Consider the following 23,436-nt stretch of genomic DNA (forward strand, 5'->3'; position numbering starts at 1 on the left):
GTTGATCCATGAGCGAGCTCGACAACCTGACTGCGCCACCACCGCCGCCCGAGTCGGCGACACCGCCATCGAGCGAGGAGCGCACCTGGGCCCTGTTCGGCCACCTGTCGTCATTCACCGCTTTCGTCACCGGCGGCCTCGGCGGCATGCTCGGACCGCTCGTGGTGTGGCTCATCAAGCGCGACACGATGCCGTTCGCGGGCGATCAAGCCAAGGAAGCGCTCAATTTCAACATCACGGTGTTCATCATCGGCTGCGTGCTCGTGCTGTTCTCGATCGTCACCTTCGGCATCGGCCTGCTGCTGGCCTGGCCGCTCGGCATCGCGCTGTTCGTCGGTTGGGTGGTGCTGACGATCATCGCCGCGATCAAGGCCAACGAGGGCACGGCCTATCGCTATCCGTGGACGCTGCGCCTGGTGAAGTGAGCGCGGCTCAGCTCGCGCGCTGCGCCACGAAGCGGGCGAGATCGGCCAGGTGGCCGGCGCGCGCAGCGAGCGGTGCGATCGCGCCGAGCGCGCTGGCGGTCAGCGCGGCCAGTTCGCGACGCGAGGCCTCGACGCCGAGAATGGCCGGGTAGGTCGGTTTGTTGGCCGCCACGTCCTTGCCGGCGGTCTTGCCGAGCTCGGCGGTGGCGCCTTCGATGTCGAGCAGGTCGTCGCGGATCTGGAACGCCAAGCCGATGGCGTGGCCGTAGCGGTCGAGCGCGGCGAGCGTGTCGGCGTCGTGGCGGCCGGCGGCGATCGCGCCCAGGCGCACGCTGGCGCGGATCAGCGCGCCGGTCTTGTATGCATGCATGCGCTCGAGCTCGACCGCGTCGAGGCGTTGGCCGACCGCGGCAAGATCGAGCGCCTGACCGCCGGCCATGCCGTGCGAGCCGCAGGCCGCCGCCAAGGTGCGCAGCATGTCGAGGTGGGCGGGCGCGTCGGCGGCGAGCGCCGTGTCGGCCGCGAGCACCTCGAACGCGAGCGCCTGCAGCGCATCGCCGGCGAGGATCGCCATCGCCTCGCCGAACGCGACGTGGCAGGTGGGTCGGCCGCGCCGCAGTTCGTCATCGTCCATCGCCGGCAGGTCGTCGTGCACCAGCGAGTAGGCGTGGATCACCTCGACCGCGACCGCGCTGGAATCGAGCCGGTCGAGGCTGGCGCCGAAGGCGAGTCCGGTGGCATAGACCAGCAGCGGCCGCAGCCGCTTGCCGCCGCCGAGCACGGCGTAGCGCATCGCGCGATGCAGCGCGTGCGGAGGCTGCGTTTCGGCCGGCAAGGCGCGCGCGAGCGCGGCGTCGGCGCGTGCCGACAGCGCGAGCAGCTCGGGTGTCAGTTCGTTCAAGACCCAAGACCTGTGTTGGGCGCGGCGGCGCTGGCGGTTGCCGGCGGCAGCGCGTGGCTTGCGCAGGACGGGCGGCGCCGCAGCCGGGGTGGACGGGCGACGGAGGTGTCGCAAGCCGAGCGGCCGCCGGCGCCAAGGGCGCCGGCGCGGCACCTGCCGCGCGCAACCGTCAAGGCAGCCTCATGGCGGATCGCGCAGGTCCTCGTCGAACGGCTGCGCCGATCCGGGAGCGTCGGGGTCGAGAAGCTGGCTGACGCGCAGCTTGGCGCGGTCGAGCGCGCCCTGGCAGTCGCGATAGAGCGCGATGCCGCGCTCGAAGGACTGCAGCGAATCATCGAGGCTGAGTTCCCCCTGTTCCATCCGCACGACCAGTTGTTCCAGTTCGTCGAGCGATTGTTCGAACGAGGCGGCGGGCGGCGGCGTGGCGGGCTGCTTTGGCATGGGCGCGAACGCTAACGCAGCGGCGCGGCAAGATCAATTCGCGCGCGGTCGGCGCAGCATCGTCGGCGCATCGCCGGTGTCCCACTCGATGCCCGCGGTCAGCGGCGGCAGCAGGGCCGTCGCGGTGTCGCTGAGGTAGATGTCGGCGACCGCGAGCAGGCGGTCGTCGGCGTCGAACAGCAGCGGCAGGCGCGCACGCTGCCATGGCGGCACGCCGGCTTCCTGCAGCAGGTCGCGCAGCTCGCGGCTGGGGCCACTGCCGTGCAGGCGCAGGCTCTCGCCGCCGCGGCGGAAGCGCACCTGCAGCGGCGCGGCCAGGCGCGCCTGCGCGCTGGCGCCGCGCAGACGCAGCACGCCGAGGTCGAGCGGCAGCGCCAGTTCGCCGCCGTCGAAGCGGCCCTGCCACTCGGGCGGCGGCAACTGCAGCGGGCGCATCGCGTACAGCAGGTCGCGGTAGCGGCGCACCTCGACGCCGGGCCAGCGGACGCAGGGCTGGCGATCCTCGCCGGCCTCGCTGACCTGCCGCAGCAGTTCGCTGGCCTGGTAGTGGGTCGGCTCCGGCAGGTCGAGACCACGCAGCCACAGCCGCAGCACCGGGTCGCGCAGCGCCTCGGGCAGGTCGAGCCAGCCGCGAAAGCGCAGCGTGGCGGGGTCGGGGCCCTGCAGCAGCTCGAGCATGCGCCGCGCGTGGTCGTCGACGAACTGCGCCGCACTGCGCGCCCAGGCGGCGCTCTGCGCAATGCTGGCGCCGGCCTCGGGCCAGCGCGCGAGGATGCGCGGCAGCACCTGCAGGCGCAGGTAGTTGCGGTCGATGTTGCGGTCGTCGTTGCTCGGGTCGGCCAGCCAGTCGAGGCGATGCACGATCGCGTACTGCTGCAGCGCCGCGCGCGGCAGTGCCAGCAGCGGCCGCCAGGCGTAGCCGCGTCCGAGTGGGCGCAGTGGACGCATCGCGCCCAGACCTTCCGGACCGGCGCCGCGCAGCAGCTTGAGCAGCACGGTTTCGGTCTGGTCGTCGCGGTGGTGGGCCAGCGCGACGAATTCGCCCGGCCGCAGCAGGGCCTCGATCTCACCGTAGCGCGCCTGCCGCGCACTGGCCTCGAGGCCGAGCTCGGGCAGGCGTGTCACAGTGACCCGGCGCACGCTGAGTTCGACTTTGAGCGAACCGGCGAAGGCCTCGCAGTGGCGGGCCCACTGGCCGCTGTCCTCGTGGATGCCATGGTCGATGTGCACGGCGCGCAGGCCGCGCGCACGAGCGGCGTCGCTGCAGGCCAGCGCGTGCAGCAGCGTGGTCGAATCGAGTCCGCCGCTGCAGGCGACGAGGATCGGTCCCGGCGCCAGTGCCTGCAGGGCTGCGTCGACGACTTCGCGCAGGCGCAGGGTCACGCGCCCGGATCCGCAGGCAGCCGCCGATGCTGGCCGCGCGCGGTCAATTCCACGAGCACACGACCTTGCCGCAGTTGCCTGCATCCATGAGGTCGAAGCCCTTCTGGAAATCGTCGATGTGGATCTGGTGGGTGAGCACCTTCTGCAGCGGAAACCCGGTCAGCACCATCTGCGTCATCTTGTACCAGGTCTCGTACATGCGCCGACCGTAGATGCCGTGCAGCGTGAGGCCCTTGAAGATCACCTTGTCCCAGTCGATGCCGGCACCGTTGGGCAGGATGCCGAGCAATGCGACCTTGCCACCGTGGTACATCACGTCGAGCATGTCGGCGAACGCGCGCGGGTTGCCGCTCATTTCCAGCGCGACGTCGAAGCCCTCCATGTGGAGGTCCCTGACCACGTCCTTGAGCGACTGCTGCGACACGTTGACCACGCGGGTGGCGCCCATGTCGGCGGCGAGCTTGAGCCGGTAGTCGTTGACATCGGTCACGACCACGTTGCGCGCACCGACATGCTTGCAGATGCCGGCGGCGATGATGCCGATCGGGCCGGCGCCGGTGATGAGCACGTCCTCGCCGATCACGTCGAATTCGAGCGCGCAGTGCGCGGCGTTGCCGTATGGATCGAAGAACGCGGCCAGTTCGCTCGGAATCTGGTCGGGGATAGGCCACAGGTTGGAGGCCGGCATCGCGATGTATTCGGCGAAGGCGCCATTGCGGTTGACGCCGATGCCGATCGTGTGGGGGCACAGATGCTGCTTGCCGGCGCGGCAGTTGCGGCAAACGCCGCAAACGAGATGTCCCTCGGCCGACACACGCTGGCCCAGCTCGTAGCCGCGCACGCCGGCGCCGATGTCGACGATGCGGCCGACGAATTCGTGGCCGATCACGAGGCCGGGCTTGATCACGCGCTGCGACCATTCGTCCCACTTGTAGATATGCAGGTCGGTGCCGCAGATCGCGGTCTTCTCGAGCTTGACCAGCACGTCATTGGGGCCGATCGTCGGCACCGGCACCTGTTCCATCCAGATCCCGCGCGCGGCTTCGCGCTTGACCAGGGCTTTCATCATCTGCGGCATGGCGGGCTTCGGTCCGGGTGGGGGCGCAAGTATACGTCGCAGGCCCGCCGCTGGCCGCGTCGGCCCGCCCGCGGTGCGCCCAATCGCGTGCCGGCGCTTGTATGTGGTCCGGTCACGCGGGACACTAGCGGGCGCCGGCGAGGGGCACGGCAGGGGAGTAGCTGGATGTTCGGGTTCCTGAAGCGATTGTTTGCGGGCAAGTCGGCGGCCAGCTTCGACGGTGCGCGTCGCCAGCACCAGCGCGTGAACGCACGCAGCGGCATGCGCGTGCTCGTGGTCGACGATTCGACCACGATCGTCGCCACGCTGCGGCGCATGCTCGAACAGAACGGCTACGAGGTGGTCGAGGCGCTCAATGGCGAAAAGGGCGTCGAAGTGGCGACTGCCGACCCGCCCGATCTCATCTTCCTCGACATCATCCTGCCCGGCATCAATGGTTTCGCGGCGCTGCGCCAGTTGCGCCGCAATGCCGCCACGCGCGACGTGCCGGTCATCATGATGAGCGGCAACGAGCAGGCCACCGAGCAGTTCTATGCGCAGCGCATCGGTGCCGACGACTTCATGAAGAAGCCGTTTTCGCGTGCCGAGGTGTTCTCGCGCATCGAGAAGCTGCTCGACATCTCGCTGATGCCGCGCCGCCGCCAGCATGCGGCCGACGCGCGCTCGACCGCCTGAGCGGGCTTGACCGCGCCGCCGGGCGCAGTTGCAATGCCGCGATGCGCGGCAGCGATCGACGGCCACCGGCGATATTCCTGATGGGGCCGACCGCGAGCGGCAAGACGGCCCTCGCCTGCGAGTTGGCCACGCATCTTGCGCTCGACCTGGTCAGTGTCGATTCGGCGCTCGTGTACCGCGGCCTCGACATCGGCGCGGCCAAGCCCGACGCGGCGACGTTGGCGCGCCACCCGCATCGCCTCATCGACATCCGCGAGCCGACCCAGGCGTACTCGGCAGCCGATTTTCGCGGCGACGCGCTGGCCGCCATGCGCGAGATCAGCGCCGCCGGCCGCGTGCCGCTGCTGGTGGGTGGCACCGGGCTCTACTTCCGCGCGCTGGCACAGGGGCTGGCGCGCTTGCCCGACGCCGATCCACAACTGCGCGCACAGCTCGCCGCCGAGGCAACGGCCAAGGGCTGGCCGCTGCTGCATGCGCGCCTGCTGCGACTCGATCCGGTGGCTGGTGCGCGCATCGGGCCCAACGATGCGCAGCGCATCCAGCGCGCACTGGAAGTCATCGAGCTCAGCGGCAAGCCACTGTCGCAGTTGCAGGATGGCGCGCTCGAACGGCCACCGTTCCGCATCCTCAAGCTCGCGCTGCTGCCGGCCGCGCGCGGGCTGCTGCACGCACGCATTGCGGCGCGGGTCGATGCGATGCTGGCGGCAGGTCTCGTCGACGAAGCCCGCCGGCTGCGCGCGTTGCCGGGCTGGGATGCCGATCTGCCGGCGATGCGGGCGGTCGGCTACCGACAGGCATGGCCCTACCTGGCCGGCGCCTGCGACCTGGCCACATTCCGCGAGCGCGTCGTGTTCGCGACGCGCCAGTTCGCCAAACGCCAGTTCACCTGGCTGCGCGGCGAACTCGATGCACGGCCGCTCGATCCCGACGCCAGCGCGCTGCCAGACCATGCCGCGGCGATCATCGCGGCCTTTCTCGGACCCTGCCGCGGTGCCGTCGGCGAGTTGTGAAGCCGGTCATTTCTCTTTGTGCGGACAAACGCTTAAGATCGCCGTGCAAGTTTGGAACCGGGCGTGAGCGACGACGGGGAGTGCAGGGCGCCGGGGACGCCCCACGCAGTGCGACGCGCGCGCGATTTGGCCGGTTCCGCGACACATCCAATTGGAGAACAAGACTCATGTCCAAGGGGCAATCGTTGCAGGATCCATTCTTGAACGCGCTGCGCCGCGAACGCGTGCCGGTGTCGATCTACCTCGTCAATGGCATCAAGTTGCAGGGGACCGTCGAATCGTTCGACCAGTTCGTGGTGTTGCTGCGCAATACCGTCAGCCAGATGGTCTACAAGCACGCGATCTCGACGATCGTGCCCACGCGCAACGTGCGGCTGGGAGTGGCCGACGCCGGCCATGCCGGTCACGCGGCCGAAGCGGCGAGCGTCGACGAGGCCTGAGCGGGATGCCTTGAAACGGCGCCACGGTGGCCGCATCAAGGGTTGTCCCATCCGACGGGTGAATCGAGCTGTTCGAGCGATCAAAAAAAGGTGAGCGCGCGCTGCTGCTGCAGCCGCAGGCGCCCGGGCAGGCCGATCCGCAGGCGCTCGACGAGTTCGCCGAGCTGGCGCGCTCGGCCGGTGCCACCGTGGCTGGCCAGTTGCTGGCGCGCGTGGAACGCGCCAATCCGCGTTATTTCGTCGGCAGCGGCAAGGCCGAGGAGCTGCGCGAACAGCGCCAGGCGCTCGATGCCGACCTCATCCTCGTCAACCATGCGCTCAGCCCGGTGCAGGAGCGCAACCTCGAACAGTTGACGCAGTGCCGCGTGGTCGACCGCACCGGCCTCATTCTCGACATTTTCGCCCAGCGTGCGCGCTCGCACGAGGGCAAGCTGCAGGTGGAACTGGCCCAGCTCAAGCACATGTCGACGCGGCTGGTGCGCGGTTGGACCCATCTCGAACGCCAGCGCGGTGGTTCGATCGGCCTGCGCGGCCCGGGCGAAACCCAGCTCGAGCTCGACCGCCGGCTGCTCGGCGAGCGGGTCAAACAGCTGCAAAAGCGCCTCGACAAGGTCGAGACGCAGCGCGCCACCGCACGCCGTGCACGCCAGCGCAATGCGCTGCCGGTGGTGGCGCTGGTCGGCTACACCAATGCCGGCAAGTCGACCCTGTTCAATACGTTGACCGGTGCCGCGGTCTACGCCGCCGATCAGTTGTTCGCCACGCTCGACCCGACCTTGCGCCGCCTCGATGGTCTGGACTGTGGGCCGCTGCTGCTGGCCGACACGGTCGGCTTCATTCGCGAGCTGCCTCACGATCTCGTCGCCGCCTTCCGCGCCACGCTGGCCGAGGCACGCGACGCCGACCTGCTGTTGCACGTCGTCGATGCGGCCGATCCCGAGCGCGACGAACGCATCGCCGACGTGGAGCGCGTGCTGGCCGAGATCGGCGCGGCCGAGGTGCCGCAGGTGCTCGTGTACAACAAGATCGACCTGCTCGCTGCCGCGGACCAGGCCGACCATTCTGGCGCCGCGTCCGCGCCAGCGGCCGCCTATCGCCTCGATCACATCGACGGCGGCGAGTTGCCGCGCGCGTGGGTGTCGGCGCGCAGCGGCGCCGGGCTGGAGGGCCTGCGGCGCGCGATTGCGGCGCGGCTCGGCACGCAGCGCGTATGCGCCGATCTGTTGCTGCCACCGGTCGCGGGGCGACTGCGCGCGCGTCTGCATGCGCAGGGCCTGGTCGCGCACGAGCGCGTCAGCGAGCAGGGCTGGCATGTGCACATCGATGCGCCCCGCGTGCTGGTCGAGCCCTTGTTCGGCATGCCCGATGGTGACGGATCATGGTTGCGCGAGCATTTGCTTGCCGCAGTGCAGGGGGCTACCTACAATCCCGCGACGACTGCATCCTGAGGATGCGCCCACGCAAGCTGGCCGTGGCCTTCCGGCACGGCCCGTGACGATTCCACTGGCGTAGCGGATGGCGACATCGTCTCGCCCGACGCCGCGCGACAAGGCAGAACGATGGCTTGGAACGAACCCGGCAGCGGCAAACAGCGCGATCCCTGGAAGGATCAGGGCGGTGACGGCCCGTCGCCCGATTTCGACGCCTGGTTGCGCAAACTGCGCGACGCCGCACGCCGCGTGCTCGGTGGCGGTGGCGGCGGCATTGGCATTGCCATCCTCGGAATCGTGCTGGCATGGGTGGCCTTCGACAGCGTCGTGCGTGTCAATGCCGGCGATACCGGCGTGGTGCTGCGCTTCGGCCGCATGGCACGGCTGGCACCGCCGGGCCTGAGCTTCAAGTTCCCGCGGCCGATCGAGACCGTCACCATGGTCAACACCGGCAAGACGCTGCAGACCAGCGACCAGGTGCGCATGCTCACGCGCGACGAGAACATCGTACTGGTCGACTTCTACGTGCAGTATCGGATCGACAACGCCAGACGCTTCCTGTTCGACGTCAAGGATCCCAACGAAACGCTCGGCCAGGCCGCCGAGAGCGCGGTGCGCTCGGTGGTCGGCAGCAACGACATGGATTCGATCCTGACCGGCCAGCGCAACGAGCTGGTGGCCAAGGCGCGCGAGGTGCTGCAGCGAACGCTCGAGCAATACCAGACCGGCCTGGTGCTGATCGATCTCAACATCCAGAACGTGCGCCCGCCGGCCGAGGTCAAGGATGCCTTCGACGACGCCAGCCGCGCGCTGCAGGACAAGTCGCGCCTGGAGGAAGACGCGCGCGCCGAAGCCAGTCGCATCGTGCCCGAGGCGCGCGGCGAAGCCGCCGAGATCCGTGCGCGTGCCGAGGGCGACAAGAGCGAGCGCATCGCGCGCGCGCAGGGTGATGCGCAGCGCTTCAGCCTCGTTGAGGCGCAGTATCGTGCCGCGCCCGAGATCACGCGCAAGCGCCTCTACATCGAGACCATGCAGGACGTGCTGCGCAAGACGCCCAAGATCATCGACGGCACCGGCGGCAAGAATCTGCTCAACCTGCCGCCGCCGCTGCAGGCACCGCCACCGCATGCCACCACGCTCGGCACCACCGTGGTCACGCCCGAATCCGGCAAGGCAGGCAACTGATGCGTACCGTACTGCTCGCGATCGCCGCGATCGCGCTGTTCATCGTCGCCAGCTCGGCCTACGTCGTGTCGGAGGCGCAGACCGCGATCCTGTTGCAGTTCGGCCGCATCGTGCGTACCGACATCACGCCTGGCCTGCACTGGCGCATCCCATTCATGCAGCAGCCCAAGCGCTTCGACAAGCGCCTGCTGTCGTTCGACTCGCAACCCGAACGCTCGCTCACCGCCGAGAAGAAGGACGTCACCATCGACTTCTTCGTCAAGTGGCACATCGTCGATGCCGCGCGCTACTACGTGGCGGCAGCCGGCGACGAACTGCAGGCGCGCGATCGCATCGCGCCCAAGGTCAAGGAAGGCCTGCGTCGCGCGGTCAACACGCGCACCCTGCAGGAACTGGTCGCCGGCGGTCGCGTCGACCTGACCAAGGAACTGGTGGCCGACGCCAACAAGGCCACCCAGGAGCTGGGCATCGAGATCGTCGACCTGCGCATCAAGCGCATCGACCTGCCCGAGGACGGCACCGTGATCGGCTCGGTCTACGAGCGCATGAAGGCCGAGCGCAAGAAGGTCGCCTCGCAGTTGCGCGCCGAAGGCGAGGAATCGGCGCGCACGATCCGTGCCGATGCGCAGCGCCAGGTGCAGGTGATCCGCGCCGAGGCCTCGCGTGACGCCGAGAAGACGCGCGGCGAGGGCGATGCGACAGCAGCGCAGACCTACGCCGCCGCTTACGGTCGCAACCCGGAGTTCTACGGCTTCTACCGCAGCCTCGAGGCCTACCGCGACGTGTTCGACGCCGGCAACGGCACCTTCGTGCTCGATCCCAGGTCGGAGTTCCTGCACTACCTGCAGGACAGCAAGTGAGCCGCTGCGTGCTGGCCTGAGTCGGGCAAAAGCCGCATAATCCAGCAAAGCCGGTCGAGGCCCTGTGCCTTGCCGGCTTTTGTCTTGTCTGCGTCCCGTCACCCGATGGGCGCCGCAGGCCGGGTGACCTGACGAGCGAGGAACGCGAGGCTGGTCACCGACGTCGCCCCACGGGTGGGGCACTGGATCGGAGTGGAAAGGTCATGGGTCAATCGGTAGTGGTGCTGGGTGCGCAGTGGGGGTGAGCCGGGGTTTCGCGCAATGCGATCGCGCATTGCGCGCCGGCGAACGCCGGAGGCAGGAAGCCGTAGGCCGGGTGACCTGACGAGCGAGGAACGCGAGGCTGGTCACCGACGTCGCCCCACGGGTGGGGCACTGGATCGGAGTGGAAAGGTCATGGGTCAATCGGTAGTGGTGCTGGGTGCGCAGTGGGGCGACGAAGGCAAGGGCAAGATCGTCGACCTGCTCACGCAGGACATCGGTGCGGTGGTGCGCTTCCAGGGCGGCCACAACGCAGGCCATATGCTCGTAGGCCGGGTGACCTGACGAGCGAGGAACGCGAGGCTGGTCACCGACGTCGCCCCACGGGTGGGGCACTGGATCGGAGTGGAAAGGTCATGGGTCAATCGGTAGTGGTGCTGGGTGCGCAGTGGGGCGACGAAGGCAAGGGCAAGATCGTCGACCTGCTCACGCAGGACATCGGTGCGGTGGTGCGCTTCCAGGGCGGCCACAACGCAGGCCATACGCTCGTCATCCACGGCAACAAGACCGTGCTGCACCTGATTCCGTCGGGCATCCTGCGCGCCGACGCACTGTGCCTGATCGGCAACGGCGTGGTGCTGTCGCCGGCGGCGTTGCGCAAGGAAATCGAGGAGCTCGAGGGCAGCGGCGTCGAAGTGCGCTCGCGCCTGAAGATCAGTCCGGCGGCGCCGCTGATCATGCCCTACCACATCGCGCTCGATCAGGCGCGCGAGAAGGCCGCCGGCGGCAAGGCCATCGGCACCACCGGCCGCGGCATCGGTCCCGCCTACGAGGACAAGGTGGCGCGACGCGGCATCCGCATCGCCGACCTGCATTATCCGCAGCAGCTCGCCGAGCTGTTGCACAGCGCGCTCGATTACCACAACTTCGTGCTGGAAAAATACCTCGGCGCCGAGCCGATCGACTTCCAGCGCACCTACGACGAAGCGCTGGCGTTTGGCGAGTATGTGCAGCCGATGAAGTCGGACGTGGCCGGCATCCTGCACGAGTTGCGCCGGCAGGGGCGGCGCGTGCTGTTCGAGGGCGCGCAGGGCGCGCTGCTCGACATCGACCACGGTACCTATCCCTATGTGACCTCGTCCAACACGACGATCGGCGGCGCGCTGGCTGGCGCCGGCGTCGGCGCCGACGCGATCGACTACGTGCTCGGCATTGCCAAAGCCTACGCGACGCGCGTCGGCGGTGGGCCGTTCCCGACCGAGCTCGACGACGCGGTGGGGCAGGGCCTGCGCGACCGTGGCCAGGAATATGGCGCCTCCACCGGTCGGCCGCGCCGCTGCGGCTGGATGGACATCGTCGCGCTCAAGCGCGCGGTGGCGATCAATGGCATCAGCGGCCTGTGCATCACCAAGCTCGACGTGCTCGACGGCATGGACAAGCTCAAGATCTGCATTGCCTACGAATACCGCGGCAAGCGCACCGAGTACGCGCCGCTCGATGCGGGCGGTTGGCAGGAGTGCACGCCGGTGTACCTCGAGTTCCCGGGCTGGAGCGAGTCGACCCACGGCATCACGCAGTGGGATCGCCTGCCGGCGGCTGCGCGTGCCTACCTGCGCGCGCTCGAGGAGCTGGCCGGTTGCCCGCTCGCGATCGTCTCAACCGGGCCCGACCGCGACGCCAACATCGTGCTGCGCGATCCGTTCGCCTGAAGCCGCGCCGCCACAGCGCGGTCGCTGTCGGCGCGCCTCAGCCTGAGCTGCGCCGCGCGTGCCAGCACCAGTGCCACGGTTCGTAGCTGATGCCGTGGCGATTGCCGCGCGGGTAGGACAACGCGAACCCGAAGCGTGCGGCGTGGCGTTGCAGCCACGCGAATGCGGCCGAGTGTTCGAATTCCTGCTCGAGCGCGGCACAACCTGGCGTGGTGAGGTCGATGGCGCGCCCGCTGTGGTGTTCGCTGTAGCCCGGCGCCGCGCTCACGGCGAGGATGTCCTCGATCTCGATGCCGCGCTCGCGCTTGCGCGCGATGATGCCGAGCTGGTAGCGCGCCGAGCGGAACGCCGACACCGGCTGCAGGTCGATGCCATCGTCCTGCGCCGCCGCCCGCATGCGCCGCCAGGCGCGCGCGGCGCGCGGCAGCAGCCACTGCTCGCGGCCATGAACGTCGGTTCCTATCGAGGCCAGCATCGCGGGTTCGCGCACGAGACGCAGGCCGCGCCGACGTCCATAGTCGGCGGGTACGCCCAGCGCGATGGCCTGCTGCACGATGACGGCGCGTTCGCGCGCATCGCAGCGCTGCGGGGCTGAATCGGACGTCATTGCGCGGCGGCGTCGATCGGTTTGATGTAGAAGCCGGCGATGCGGCCGTCGCTGCCGCAGGCCACCTGCGCATAGAGGTTGCCCTTGTCGAACAGCAGCGGGATCGTGATCGCGATGTAGCCTTGGACGTCGGCGGCATGGCTCTGGCCGCGCGCCTGCAGCGTGCCGAACTGCGCCAGCGATTCCCAGGCCGCGCGGAACTTCGGCACCGGCAGCGCGCTGCGCATGGTGGCGTCGAAGTCGCGCGTGGCGGCGGTGAAATCACCCTTCTGTGCCGCATCGAGCAGGGCGGTGGCGCGCGCCTCGCAGCTCTTGACGAGTGACCGCGCCGCGTCGTCGGCACTCTCCGGCGCAATCGCTTGCGCATTCGTCGTCGGCGCCGCGGGCGCAGGCTCGACCGTGTCCGGTGCAGATGCGCCGGCTTCGCTGCCAGCGGTCGGCGCGGCGGCCGGTGCGTCGGCAGCGGCCTCATGCGTCGTGTCGGCTGTGGGCTCGACTGCGGCGGGCACGGCGGAGGCTGGTGCCGGTGCATCCGCTGCAGCGTCGTGAGTCGCAGCCGCTGCGGGTTCGACTGCGGTGGATGCGGGCGCTGGAATATCGGAGGCGGTTCCGTGCGTCGCTTCGGCTGCTGGTGCGGCGCTGCTGGCAGGTGCTGCGTCCTGCTTCTCGGCGGGTGCCTGGGCGGGCGTCGGCGCGGGCGCTTGTGCCGTCGGTGCGGCTGCGGTCGGTGTCGCGGTCGGTTTGGCGTCCTTGGCGCGCGCGAGCGCATCGCCGTCGATGTCCTGGGGGGCGGGCTGCGCTGCCGCCGTCGGCTCTCGTGTCACGTCGGCGGTTGCAGCCGCACTTGCTTCGGTGGCGACGGGCGCGTCGTCGGATGCAGGGTTGGGGGCTGCGGCTGGCGCTGCTGCGGCGGGCGGTGAGGCTTCGGTTGCCGGCGGTGTTGCTGCCGCGGATTGTGGTGTGTCGGCGGCTTGCGCTGCGTTGGTCACGCGTCTTGCCGCAGCGGGCCCGGCTGCTTCGACGGGTCGAACCGCGTCGGTGGCCTGCGCGCTGCTGGCAGCTTGCGATGTCGTGCCGGACTCCGCGGCGCTCATGTTGGTCGCGGCTTGAGTATTGCCGGCCGGCACTGGTGCAGCGGCCTCGGGCGGCGCGGCTTGCTTGTCGTCGGCGGGCGGTGCCGCCGGGCTCGGCTCGGCGCTCGTCGCGGCAGGCGTCGCTGTGCTGCCGGGCTTTGCGTCCTTGGCGCGCGCGAGTGCATCGACGTCGATGTCCGCGGGTGCCGTCATTGCAGCCGGTCGGCTTGCCGGAGTCGCGGATGGCGGCTTCACGGCAAGTGCGGGCGGGCCCACGACGAGCAGGCAGGTGGAGAGCAGGGCGCTGGCTTTCATCGGCGGATCTCGGGCTCGGCGGCCCGCGCAAGCTAGCACGATGGCGTGTGGCGTGCCGGCGATCATCATCACGCGCGAGCCGCCGAAGCCGGGTAAGTACATGGTGAGTCGGACCATCAGCACCGGACTGTGCGCCACTTGCTCGAGGAAACTTCCGCGGTCGCTGCCGAAGCGAGGTCGCACGAAATGGTTTGGGTACCGTCATCGAAGGCTTGCACGCGGCTGCTGGCGCCTTGCGGCTGATCCAGTAGAATCGTGTCGACTCTTGGCTAAGGACCAACCATGAGGATTCGATCGTTGGTCGCGCAATTGATCGTTGCCGCGATTGCTGGCTTCTGCTTCAGCGCATTCGCCGCGCCGCCGGCCGGACCCGAGTTCCGGCCACTGGGGCGCATCACCGACTACTTTCAAGGCGCCGGGTCGGGAGGGATTGCCAAGGCGGATTTCGATCAGGATGGCGCCGACGAGATGGTGTTCGGCGCGGCTTCCGGCGACCCCCTGCTCTATGTGGTCGGGGATGACGGTTCCGGCGTGCCCGGAATCAAGCAGTCATTGATCATCACGGGAACGAGCGGGCAGCCCGGGTATGCCCCTTATGCGACGATCCTTGCCTGGGAGCAGGGGGCCGGGGCCAAGCTCGTCGCGGTGACTCGGGATGGCACGGCGCTCGTTTTCTCGGGTTGGCCATTGGCCGAGGAGTACAGGTTCGCGGTGGCGGGTGCGGCGGTCGCAGCTGCCATTGGCGATGTGGACGCGGATGGCAACGATGAACTGCTGGTGCTGACACAGAACGGCGTCCATGTTTATTCGATGGCCAGCGGCGCTGCGTTGTGGAGCCATGCAATAACGACTGGCAGCGATATCGCGTTGGCGCAACTCGACGCTGATCCAGCACTTGAAATCGTCATTACCGGGTCGAATGTCGGCATCGTTCTCGATGGCGCGACCCGCGCCACGGAGTGGAGCTACGCCGACGGCTTCGGTCAGCGCCTCGCGACGGGTGTATTCACTGCCGGTGGCATGACGCAATGGGTGGGTGCCAAGGGCTGGTACTGGTTCTCCATTTTTGGTTCGAGTCCGTGGTCGCGACTGTGGGATTACGCGACCCAATCCGACATCGGTGCGATAGCGACCGGTGATCTGGATGGCGCCGGTATCGATTCGATCCTGTATGGGGATAGTCAGTGGGGCAAAGTCCACATCATCAATCCGGCAACGCATCAGGAACGTTTCAGCATACCCTACGACGGATTCTCGGTACGAGCGATCGCCATTGCGAACCTGCTGGGAGGCAACAATCCACAGATCGGCTTCCTGTCTGCTTCTACCGCTACGGATGGCGGCTTGTTCACGCTCGCCAGCGCCGCGACCGGCGGGACGGTCTGGCAGTTCGAATCGGTTGGCGGGCCGTATCGGGTTACCGCGGTCGGCGATGTGGACGGCGACGGCGCGGATGAAATCGTCGCCGCCACTGGCGGTAGTCAATACAACTTGGGGGTGTCCGTCTACGACTTCGTGACCGGACAGAGGAAGTGGCAAAGCCCACCCCCCGCCCCCAATGCCGATGACCCGTTTTACATGTTGGTGCGGCGCATCAAGTTGGTACCGCGAGCGAATGCACCGGGCATGAACATCGTGCTTGCCGGGTCAGGAACCTACTACGGCAAGGCCGTGGTAATTGACGGCGTCGACAAGCATGTTATCCGGCAGATAGGTCACTACCAGACGCCGTCGATTCCGGACCGTGCTATCACCGGTATTGGCATGTTGGACTTCGATCATGACGGCGTCGACGATTTCGTCTTCGCGACGGCGCCTTCGACCACCGCTACTTCCGGTGCCAAGTTGTTCGTCGTATCGGGCACCAGTGAGCAGATCCTGTGGGAATCGATTGCAATGGGCAGCGGTTTCAGTGACATCAACGATGTCCTGGTGATTCCGCCCCAGACTGCGGGGGCGGCCAGCGAGCTTGTGGCGGTACTGCCCGGGAGCCTGCGCGCGTACAACAGCCAGACGCTGCTGCTCGACTGGGTCATTCCCGCCACCAACACTGGCGCCGCCTACATCGCCGACGGGGTCGCGGGCCCCGAATTCGTGACGTGGCAGACCAATGGTGCGGTCACGTTCTACGACGCCGCGACACAAGCGTACCTGCGTGCGTTCTCGCTGGCTTCCCCCTTGAGTGCCCTGACGGTGCTGCAAGGCGGCGAAGGCAGCCTGTTGGCGGCCGCGGACAATCGCCTCGAGCTTGTGGCCGGCAACGACGGCAGTGTGCTGGCTGCGAGCGACCCGTTGGGCGAGTTGTGGTCGATGGCACCGCTCGCGGCACCGGCTGCAGTCCCGACGGGTACGTCGTCCTGGCATGTGGCGCTTGCGTCGCAGCCCGCGCTGTGGCGCATGCAGCTGGATGCGACCGACCGCATCTTCCTGGGCACCTTCGATTCGCCTTGAGCGTGTGCGAGGCCCGCAATTCTTGCTGTGCCACGCATCCGATGGCAAAAGCGATGCGGGGCGAAAACGGGGGCGTAGTCGGCTTTCTTTCGCCAGCCATGTGCAGTATTGCGCCAACCGTACGATCAAGAGCTTAAAGTACGCGAACGGGGTCCTGCGCGAGCTGCAGCTGAAGGGACGCAAGCCTCTTCAGGCAGGCGGGGATGGCGCGGTGCCGCCGCGCGGGGGCGGCTCGAACACGCTGCAGCCCACGCCGGGGGCGAGGTGGGCGCGGCGACGTGGGTGTTGAGGACATCGCCTGCGTGTGGCGGACAGCATTGGGGCGGGGCGGCATGAAGATCGTGGATTGCGCCGTGGTCGGGTGGGTGTGTGCAGCTTTGGCGTGCCTGGGCAGCGTGGCTGCCGCGGCGACCCCGGTGCACTACGTGGTGTTCGAGATGAGCCAGGACGGCCGCGTCAGTCCGCTGCACTATGCGCGGGTGGAGATGCAGGCCGACGCGGAGGCGCTGCTTGCAGCGCAGACGGTCGCCGCAAGCGGCCACGATGCGGTGGTGGACTACCACCTGCGCCAGCATGGGGTGGACCTCGGCGCACGGCAGCTGCGACTGCCGCTGCTACGCGGCGAATTTGCCCGCGATCCCGGTCGCGACGGCAGCATCGTGGCGGCGTCGGTTGACGACTCCGCGCCGCGCGCGTTCGTGCTGCGCGTGCCGGTCGACGCGGCCGGTGCGATCGAGTTCGGTAGCGGCGCTGCCGTACAGACATTCGACCTGGCCACGCTGGCGCGGCAGGCCACGCAGTTGCGCGAGGCGCGGCTGCCGCAACTGCAGGTGCAGCGCGCCTCCGCCAGCGGTCCGGCCGCCAATCGCGTCGACCTGCTGGTGTTCGCCGAAGGCTACACCGCAGCGCAGCAGGCGCTGTTCAACGCCGATGTCGCGTTGCTGCACGATGGCCTGTTTGCGCTCACGCCGTACAAGGACTACGAGAGCCACATGAACTGGACGCCGGTTTTCGCCGTCTCGGCGCAGGCGGGTGCCGATCATCCGCCCTATCAGGCCGGCTGCACAGGCACGAACTGTTGCGCCGACACGGCGGCGCAGTCCGATCCGCGCGCGGGCCAGTTCGTGAACACCGCGTTCAATGCGCGCTTCTGCGCCTACCAGGTACACCGGCTGCTGACGGTCAACAATGCGCTCGTGCTCGCCGCGGCGGCGGCCTATCCAGACTGGGACGAGATCGTCGTGCTCGTCAACGATCCTGTTTATGGCGGTTCGGGCGGTGACCTGTCGGTGACTTCGACCAACACCTATGCCAGGGAGATCGTGCTGCACGAGTACGGGCACAGCTTCACCGGTCTGGCCGACGAGTACAGCGATCCCTACCCGGGCTTTCCGGCCTGCAGCGACCTTGCTGGCAGCGCGCAGTGCGAGGCCAATGTCACCAACCAGACCAACGCCGCACTGGTGAAGTGGCGCGCCTGGTTCACGCCCGGCAATCCGATTCCGACACCGGCTGGCACGACCGGGGTTACCGCCAGCGTCGATTCAACTGTCGGTTCCCGACAGCCAGGCGTCCACGGCCGGCAAGCGATCGCGACGCACCATCACGCGATATTCGACGTCGGCAATGGCAGTGTCCGCATCCTTGCGTGAAGTGGGCGCAAGGGTGGCCGCGTAGGCCTTGAGCTTGCCGATCATCGATGGGCTGGACGAGTTGCCGCCCAATCTCGGGTAGTAGCGGGCGAGCGAGGACCCTCCGACCAGCCTGTCCACTTGGGCGCGATGCGCCATTGCGAAGTCCCACGCGAGGTCGGGATGCAGCGCGGCCACATTCCGGATCATCTTCGCTCCGGTGGTGGCGCCGGGCTCGTCGGTCAGCGCCAACGCCAGCGCCCGCCCGGCAAGGGTCTCGTCCCCGACCGAGGCGAGCAAGGTGTACAGGTTGTCCTTGACCAGCGGCGTGGTTTCCGCCTGCGCCTCGGCGCGAAGCTGGTCCCACATGGGGGCATCGGCGTGCTGCGAGACCACCGCGAGGATCACCTTGCGCAGTTCCCCCGGCACCGCATTTGGATCGCCTGCCTGCGCGGTGTAGCGTCGGTTCGCTTCGGCGATCACCGTCTGGTCGTCAAGGGCGGACAAGGTGCCGATCAGCAGGCTGCGCAGGATCTTGGCCGATGCACCGTCATCCGCGCGTGGCTCCCAGCCGATGCGACGGAACACCGGCGACAAGCGCGCGATGGCGAAGCGCTGGAACGCTGCCTGACGCGCGGCATCACCGCGGTAATAAGCGTTCAGTTCGCCGAGCTTGCCGGTGATCGCCGCCCAGAGATACGGATCCGCATCAGTGGGCATCGCCGTGGCCAGGTCCAGGAAATCGGTCACCGGCTGCAGCCCCGCCAAGCCAAGCGCATAGGTGTCCCCCAGCACGCCAAGTGCATCGACCGGGTCGAGCCTGGCTGCGTCGCGCCTGATCGCGCCGAATGGCGCCGGTGCGTACAACGTGCGGTAGTAGCCGCGCTGACCCGCATTGACCACCAGGGTTCCGCAGCCGGGCACGCTGAAGTTCACGTCGCCGCCGCTGACCAGCATGCGCGCAGACGCGCCGCCTAGCGTCTGCGCGGTCACCGGCACCCGCCAGCGTAGCGGGGTCTTGTGGGGACGGTCCTTGGTGAACTCGGCCTGCGTCAGCCGAACCTCGGTGTCGCCATTCCGGCACGATGCCTCATCGACGCGGATCAGCGGCACGCCCGACTGCAAAGTGAAGTCGTGCGCGATGGCGGTGACCGGTTTGTCTGGCGCGGCGCTTTCCATTGATCGCCACAAGTCGTCAGATACTGCGTTGCCGTAGGCATGAGCCTTGATGTATCGGCGCACTCCACCACGCCAGGCATCCGGTCCGATCCAGCCCTCCAGCATCCGGATCACCGCTTCGCCCTTTTCATACGTGATTGCATCGAATGCCTGCGCGGCCTGCTCCACGGTTTCGACGTGCCGGACCACGGGATGGGTGCTGGCGGCCGCGTCCAGCGCCATCGCGCGCTCGCGGGTAAAAACGGGAAACAGTGCCGGATTCCATTCCGGATGCATCGTTTCCTGCGCGCGCTGCGACATCCACGAGGCAAAGCCCTCGTTGAGCCAAAGGTCGTCCCACCAGCGCATCGTCACGAGGTTGCCGAACCACTGGTGTGCGATCTCGTGGGCGGCGGTGTTGAACACCTCCTGACGGTCGTCCTGCGTAGAAATCGATGGGTCCAGCAGCAACCAGTATTCGAACGTGTAGATGGCGCCCCAGTTCTCCATGGCACCGGTGGACTCGGCCCGGCCCGGCGAGGCGACGTTGTCGAGCTTGGGCAGTGGATACGGTACGCCGAAGTAGTCGTTGTACTCGTGCAGTACCGCTTTGCCCGATTCCAGCGCAAAGGCCGATTGATCGGTCTTGCCCTTCTGCGTGACCACGCCTATTTCGGTGCCATCCGAGGTGGCGGTGGCACGCTCGAAATCACCGAGGCCGAAGAACACCAGGTAGGTCGACATCTTCGGCGTGGTCTGGAACTTCACCCGCGCAAGGCCGTTGCCGAGATCGACGCGCGAAGCAACGGGCATGTTGCCGATCGCCATCTGCCCGGCGGGCACCGTCGCTTCGATTACGCCGTCGACGGCGAATCCAGGATTCGATCCGATGCGGAACCGACCCCGCAGGGCTGCGCTCGGCCCATTGTTGAGCATCGGTCAGAGTTGCCCAGGGATGGCGCCGATGAGCGGCCCCGATCTGCCGAAATCCAACGCGTGGTCGTCCGGTTCGGTGGCAGAACCGGCGCTTGCACGACCGCCGCCTGCCCGCCAGACTCCCCGAAAAGGCCGTTTGAAATTCCTACACTCGCACGACGATGCACGCTGCCTTTCAGTCGTCTGTTTCCGCGCCGTGCCGTCGCCGTCCCGCACACACCGGGACCGCATCGTGGTCGTCGCAGTGGGACGACGATCAGCACCTCATCACGCCTCGAAACCGGATGCGAACAGGCGGTCGTCGTACGGCATGTCGAATTGAAGGATGATGAATTCCGCCGGTCGCACTGGCGCCACGCCGAAGAAACAATGCAACGTGTCGTCGGAATCCGTGCACTGCACGAAATAACCCTGAGCAGGCGTGCTTCCCATCAATGCGCCGCGCTGCCAGTACGCGTGAAAATAACTCTCGATCAGACTTGAAATTTGCGCCGACGTCGGTCGCGGAGCGGCAACCGGAACCCACGAAAGCGAACGGCGAATCGAGAAGTCCAGCAATCGCACAAAACGCGATACCGACACATAGCGCCATTCCGGATTCTGGCTCACCGTGCGTGCGCCCCAAACGAGGATGCCGTCGATCCCCACAAAGCGCCGCAGCACGTTGACGCTTGCGGGATTGAGCTGATCCTGTTCGGCCTGAGTGAACGCTTGTTGCAGTTGCACATCGATGCTCGTGGACAGTGCGGCGTCGCGTCCGGACGGCGCTTTGAAAATCCCCTTGTCGTGATCGATGCGAGTGACCACGCCCGCCACGGCGGCGGAGGCTGGCATGGCGATCGTGGTACCGCCACCATCGATCGGCACATCCAGCCACGGCGCATAAAGGGCGGCGCGGGCGGATGACAGGGTCTGCGCAAAAGCCATCAGCGCATTCACATCGCTTCCTTGCGGTGCGTCGATGATGCCGAAACGATTGGCCGACGCATCGACATGCTCGATCAGCGCGGCGATCATCGCGCCATGTTCGACCGCACTGATTCCAGGCGTGGCCAGACCCGGCATGGCAACCAGATCCACCGGCAACGAGGCCGAGGCCATCAGCGCGCTGCGAACATGCTGTTCGGTGTTTCCGCGCGGGTCGATGACGTACAACACGCGCCCGCCATTGGCAAAGAACAAGCGTGCCGACTGATAGCCGAAATCGGCCGCCGGATCGGCGAGTCGGCCATACACCGCTTCATAGCTGGCGAGACTGGCAACTGGCACCGGCGGCGTTACCACCCGCGCGGTTCGGACCACGAACAAGGTCGCACCGTAATAGTGGTCTTCGATTGGCGGAAGCGCCGTTCCCATCGCCGGCATCGACATGCAGAACAGCGCAGCGACCAACAGCTTGTTGCGGAAAACCAGTAGCCAGACCAATCGAAATGGATGCATGGGATTCGTTGATGGCGGCGGATGTGGTCGGATGTTGGCCACATTGCGTGTGCAGAGCAAGCCCCTGCCAACACTGACAGATGCGGCTGATGGCGGATGCAACCCTGGTTTGCCGTCCCTGCATCGGAGCGCGCCGTGCCGTTCCTCGCCGCATTCTGTCGGCAGGCCGAGGTGAGGACAAAAGGGGGACGGAGGAATGATCCGCCGATGGCGTCGACTGAAGGCCGAGACGTAGCGCTGGTTCGGCAGTCGCATCGCGCGCGCAAGGTCGCTTAGGCGTGCCGGCGAGGCCAGGAGATGGACATGGTTGCTCATCAGGGCATAGGCGTGGACGCCGACCCCGTGGCTGGCGGCGATTTCGGTCAGCAGTTCGCGGTAAAGCAGAGGGTCTTCGGCATCGATGAAGGTGGCGCCTCGATGCACGCCACGCTGCGTAACGTGAAGCGGAACGCCAGCGACGAGCAGGCGTGGACGACGAGGCTTGAGGGAGCGCGGGCAGTGGGCTGAAGCACGAGCATGGCCCGGAGCCGGGTCATCGTCAGTGGCAGGGCGCCGCGAATGCGTGTAGGAGGGCGGCCTGTTCCAAGGCGCGCGTTACCTCAGCTCGGGCATGTATCGCCCAGTCGATAGCCAGTGCCAGATGCGGATGCTCGGCCAGCCGTTCTGCCCGGTGTGCCGGCAGGAATACGTGCGCAAGCTGTACGCCGGGGGGTGGGGCGTGCCGTCAGGCGGTATCAGCCCGATCGAGCCCGGCAGCGCGTCGCCGCCGACCACGCAGCCGGTGGACTATGTACCCGGCACCACGCGCACCTTCAGCGTCGACCTGCTGTGGCCATCGGTGGGGACGCTCGACACGCAGTGGTGGCTCGATGGCGTGCGCATCGTCGGGCCATGGACGGCCAGTTATCCGTTCGTGCAGGCGACGCCGACGCCGGCCACGCGCACGCTCGAAGTGCGCGTGCGCGATCCTTCGCCGTACGTGGCCGGCAACCTGCCCACCTACACGCGCAGCTGGACGATCCACGTCGATGCCGAGCGCATTTTCACCGATGGCTTCGACTGACGCGGGGCGTGACCGTGGCGCTCAGGCGCCGCCGAGCGGGGCGGCCACGTGCAGCACAAGATCGGCGCAGAAGTGCGCGAGCATCGCGTGCTCGAGGCCGCGGCGCCAGTACAGCCATCCAAAAACGAAGCCACCGAGCGCGTTGTAGCCGATCACGCGCATGACCAGGTCGGCGGTCAGCGGGGCGAGCCGAGCCGCCGCCGGCAGGTGGCCGAGGCCGAACACGAGGGCTGCCAGGATGATCGCAGCCAGCATGACCCAGCTGCGCGGCTGGCGGCCGCTGAAGCGGCTCAGCAGCCACGCGGCCAGCCCCATCACGAACGCGCGCAACATGACTTCCTCGGTGATCGCGCCATAGGGGGCGGCGAGCAGGCCCTTGAGCGCGAACGCGAGCGACGGCGGCGGGGTGGCGGTGGGGTGTTCGATCGGCGCCCCGAACAGCGCGATCGCGGCGAGTATTGCCAGCGCAGCAACGATGCCCAGCGCCGCGGCCTGCGCCCAGCCAGAGCGGGTCGGCCGTGGCCGGCCGTACAGCCAGGCCGCGAACCATGGCGCCCCCAGGCCGAGCGGTGCGCCGAGTTTGAGGCCGGCCCAGCCGAGCAGCAGGCACATGACGCCGGCCTGTGCGGCCTGCAGCGCGACCATGCCCCAGGCCGGCCAGCCCGTCGAGGTCTGCGCGAGCGCCAGCGCGTCGGGCTGCAGCGCGAGCACGTACGGGAACAGCAGCGCGGTGGCGATTGCGCTGGCCAGGCCGAGCAGGGCCGCCAGGCCCAGTTGCGGAGGCGACTCGTTCATGTGGAATCATCCTCGATGGCAACCGGTGCAACCGGTGGCTTGAGACGCCCGTTCCTGCGCAGCGCATCGCGCAGCAGGTACTCGATCTGGGCATTGAGCGAACGCAGCTCGTCGTCGGCCCAGCGCTGCACGGCGTCGAGTACCGGCGCACTGATGCGCAGCGGATAGGCTTTCTTCTCGGCCGCCACGGACTCAGGGCCTGCGCAGGCGGGCGGCGGTGACCACGACG

22 protein-coding genes and 1 pseudogene are annotated in these 23,436 nt (G+C 68.0%); 13 read left to right on the top strand and 10 right to left on the bottom strand.

What is annotated here, in order from left to right; translation table 11 throughout:
- Positions 1 to 8: 8 nt before the first annotated feature.
- A complete protein-coding gene (locus KF903_RS06135; protein WP_291212463.1) occupies positions 9 to 425 on the top strand; it encodes a DUF4870 domain-containing protein in 417 nt (138 codons plus the stop codon).
- Positions 426 to 432: 7 nt separating this feature from the next.
- Here the strand turns inward: KF903_RS06135 and KF903_RS06140 are convergent, their stop codons facing one another.
- The 4 genes from KF903_RS06140 to tdh all read right to left on the bottom strand — a co-directional run bounded on the left by KF903_RS06140 (position 433) and on the right by tdh (position 4,216).
- Positions 433 to 1,317, bottom strand: coding sequence for a farnesyl diphosphate synthase (locus tag KF903_RS06140; RefSeq protein ID WP_291212632.1), 885 nt, complete (start codon positions 1,315 to 1,317; stop codon positions 433 to 435).
- Between the two features lie 189 nt (positions 1,318 to 1,506).
- A complete protein-coding gene (locus KF903_RS06145; RefSeq protein ID WP_291212465.1) occupies positions 1,507 to 1,767 on the bottom strand; it encodes an exodeoxyribonuclease VII small subunit in 261 nt (86 codons plus the stop codon).
- Positions 1,768 to 1,800: 33 nt separating this feature from the next.
- Positions 1,801 to 3,150, bottom strand: coding sequence for a tRNA lysidine(34) synthetase TilS (gene tilS, locus KF903_RS06150; RefSeq protein WP_291212467.1), 1,350 nt, complete (start codon positions 3,148 to 3,150; stop codon positions 1,801 to 1,803).
- Between the two features lie 43 nt (positions 3,151 to 3,193).
- Positions 3,194 to 4,216: an L-threonine 3-dehydrogenase gene (gene tdh / locus KF903_RS06155; RefSeq protein WP_291212470.1), complete on the bottom strand. Its 1,023-nt coding sequence runs from the start codon at positions 4,214 to 4,216 to the stop codon at positions 3,194 to 3,196.
- Between the two features lie 177 nt (positions 4,217 to 4,393).
- On the opposite strand from tdh, the gene KF903_RS06160 reads away from it, so the two are divergent.
- The 8 genes and pseudogenes from KF903_RS06160 to KF903_RS06195 all read left to right on the top strand — a co-directional run bounded on the left by KF903_RS06160 (position 4,394) and on the right by KF903_RS06195 (position 11,738).
- Complete coding sequence (locus KF903_RS06160; protein WP_291212473.1) at positions 4,394 to 4,903, top strand: response regulator; 510 nt, start codon at positions 4,394 to 4,396, stop codon at positions 4,901 to 4,903.
- Positions 4,904 to 4,983: 80 nt separating this feature from the next.
- A complete protein-coding gene (gene miaA, locus KF903_RS06165; protein WP_291212475.1) occupies positions 4,984 to 5,913 on the top strand; it encodes a tRNA (adenosine(37)-N6)-dimethylallyltransferase MiaA in 930 nt (309 codons plus the stop codon).
- Between the two features lie 167 nt (positions 5,914 to 6,080).
- Complete coding sequence (gene hfq / locus KF903_RS06170; RefSeq protein WP_291212477.1) at positions 6,081 to 6,353, top strand: RNA chaperone Hfq; 273 nt, start codon at positions 6,081 to 6,083, stop codon at positions 6,351 to 6,353.
- Between the two features lie 68 nt (positions 6,354 to 6,421).
- Positions 6,422 to 7,801, top strand: a complete 1,380-nt coding sequence (gene hflX / locus KF903_RS06175) for a ribosome rescue GTPase HflX (RefSeq protein ID WP_291212636.1) — start codon at positions 6,422 to 6,424, stop codon at positions 7,799 to 7,801.
- 111 nt (positions 7,802 to 7,912) lie between these two features.
- Positions 7,913 to 8,968, top strand: coding sequence for an FtsH protease activity modulator HflK (hflK, locus tag KF903_RS06180; RefSeq protein WP_291212479.1), 1,056 nt, complete (start codon positions 7,913 to 7,915; stop codon positions 8,966 to 8,968).
- Positions 8,968 to 9,828 carry a protease modulator HflC gene (gene hflC, locus KF903_RS06185; RefSeq protein WP_291212482.1) on the top strand — a complete coding sequence of 287 codons (861 nt, stop codon included), beginning with the start codon at positions 8,968 to 8,970 and terminating at the stop codon, positions 9,826 to 9,828. The genes hflK and hflC overlap by 1 nt, the downstream gene beginning before the upstream one ends.
- 396 nt (positions 9,829 to 10,224) lie before the next feature.
- A pseudogene (locus KF903_RS06190) lies at positions 10,225 to 10,359 on the top strand (adenylosuccinate synthetase); the annotation flags it as partial.
- A gap of 86 nt (positions 10,360 to 10,445) precedes the next feature.
- Complete coding sequence (locus KF903_RS06195) at positions 10,446 to 11,738, top strand: adenylosuccinate synthase (protein WP_291212484.1); 1,293 nt, start codon at positions 10,446 to 10,448, stop codon at positions 11,736 to 11,738.
- A gap of 37 nt (positions 11,739 to 11,775) precedes the next feature.
- Here KF903_RS06195 and KF903_RS06200 read toward each other — a convergent pair whose 3' ends face one another.
- Positions 11,776 to 12,345: a M15 family metallopeptidase gene (locus KF903_RS06200; protein WP_291212487.1), complete on the bottom strand. Its 570-nt coding sequence runs from the start codon at positions 12,343 to 12,345 to the stop codon at positions 11,776 to 11,778.
- Complete coding sequence (locus tag KF903_RS06205) at positions 12,342 to 13,871, bottom strand: DUF3887 domain-containing protein (RefSeq protein ID WP_291212490.1); 1,530 nt, start codon at positions 13,869 to 13,871, stop codon at positions 12,342 to 12,344. Before KF903_RS06205 ends, KF903_RS06200 begins: the two co-directional genes overlap by 4 nt.
- Before the next feature lie 144 nt (positions 13,872 to 14,015).
- Here KF903_RS06205 and KF903_RS06210 point away from each other — a divergent pair, with 144 nt between their 5' ends.
- Both KF903_RS06210 and KF903_RS06215 read left to right on the top strand, forming a co-directional pair.
- Entirely contained in the window at positions 14,016 to 16,184 is a 2,169-nt protein-coding gene (locus tag KF903_RS06210) for a hypothetical protein (protein WP_291212493.1), read from the top strand.
- A gap of 332 nt (positions 16,185 to 16,516) precedes the next feature.
- Entirely contained in the window at positions 16,517 to 17,836 is a 1,320-nt protein-coding gene (locus KF903_RS06215) for a M64 family metallopeptidase (RefSeq protein ID WP_291212496.1), read from the top strand.
- On the opposite strand, the gene KF903_RS06220 is transcribed toward KF903_RS06215, so the two are convergent.
- Positions 17,729 to 19,909, bottom strand: coding sequence for a M1 family metallopeptidase (locus tag KF903_RS06220; RefSeq protein ID WP_291212500.1), 2,181 nt, complete (start codon positions 19,907 to 19,909; stop codon positions 17,729 to 17,731). The genes KF903_RS06215 and KF903_RS06220 overlap by 108 nt on opposite strands.
- A gap of 267 nt (positions 19,910 to 20,176) precedes the next feature.
- Positions 20,177 to 21,733 carry a phage tail sheath subtilisin-like domain-containing protein gene (locus KF903_RS06225; RefSeq protein ID WP_291212639.1) on the bottom strand — a complete coding sequence of 519 codons (1,557 nt, stop codon included), beginning with the start codon at positions 21,731 to 21,733 and terminating at the stop codon, positions 20,177 to 20,179.
- Here KF903_RS06225 and KF903_RS06230 point away from each other — a divergent pair.
- Both KF903_RS06230 and KF903_RS06235 read left to right on the top strand, forming a co-directional pair.
- Positions 21,647 to 21,856, top strand: a complete 210-nt coding sequence (locus KF903_RS06230) for a hypothetical protein (RefSeq protein ID WP_291212650.1) — start codon at positions 21,647 to 21,649, stop codon at positions 21,854 to 21,856. The genes KF903_RS06225 and KF903_RS06230 overlap by 87 nt on opposite strands.
- A 103-nt stretch (positions 21,857 to 21,959) precedes the next feature.
- Entirely contained in the window at positions 21,960 to 22,412 is a 453-nt protein-coding gene (locus tag KF903_RS06235) for a hypothetical protein (RefSeq protein WP_345777742.1), read from the top strand.
- Between the two features lie 21 nt (positions 22,413 to 22,433).
- Here the strand turns inward: KF903_RS06235 and KF903_RS06240 are convergent, their stop codons facing one another.
- Together KF903_RS06240 and KF903_RS06245 are read right to left on the bottom strand one after the other, a co-directional pair.
- Positions 22,434 to 23,207: a CPBP family intramembrane glutamic endopeptidase gene (locus tag KF903_RS06240; RefSeq protein WP_291212503.1), complete on the bottom strand. Its 774-nt coding sequence runs from the start codon at positions 23,205 to 23,207 to the stop codon at positions 22,434 to 22,436.
- Positions 23,204 to 23,395: an Arc family DNA binding domain-containing protein gene (locus tag KF903_RS06245; RefSeq protein ID WP_291212506.1), complete on the bottom strand. Its 192-nt coding sequence runs from the start codon at positions 23,393 to 23,395 to the stop codon at positions 23,204 to 23,206. The genes KF903_RS06240 and KF903_RS06245 overlap by 4 nt, the downstream gene beginning before the upstream one ends.
- Positions 23,396 to 23,436: the final 41 nt, after the last annotated feature.

The organism is Dokdonella sp. (genome assembly GCF_019634845.1).
In the GTDB taxonomy this organism is placed as follows: domain Bacteria; phylum Pseudomonadota; class Gammaproteobacteria; order Xanthomonadales; family Rhodanobacteraceae; genus Dokdonella_A.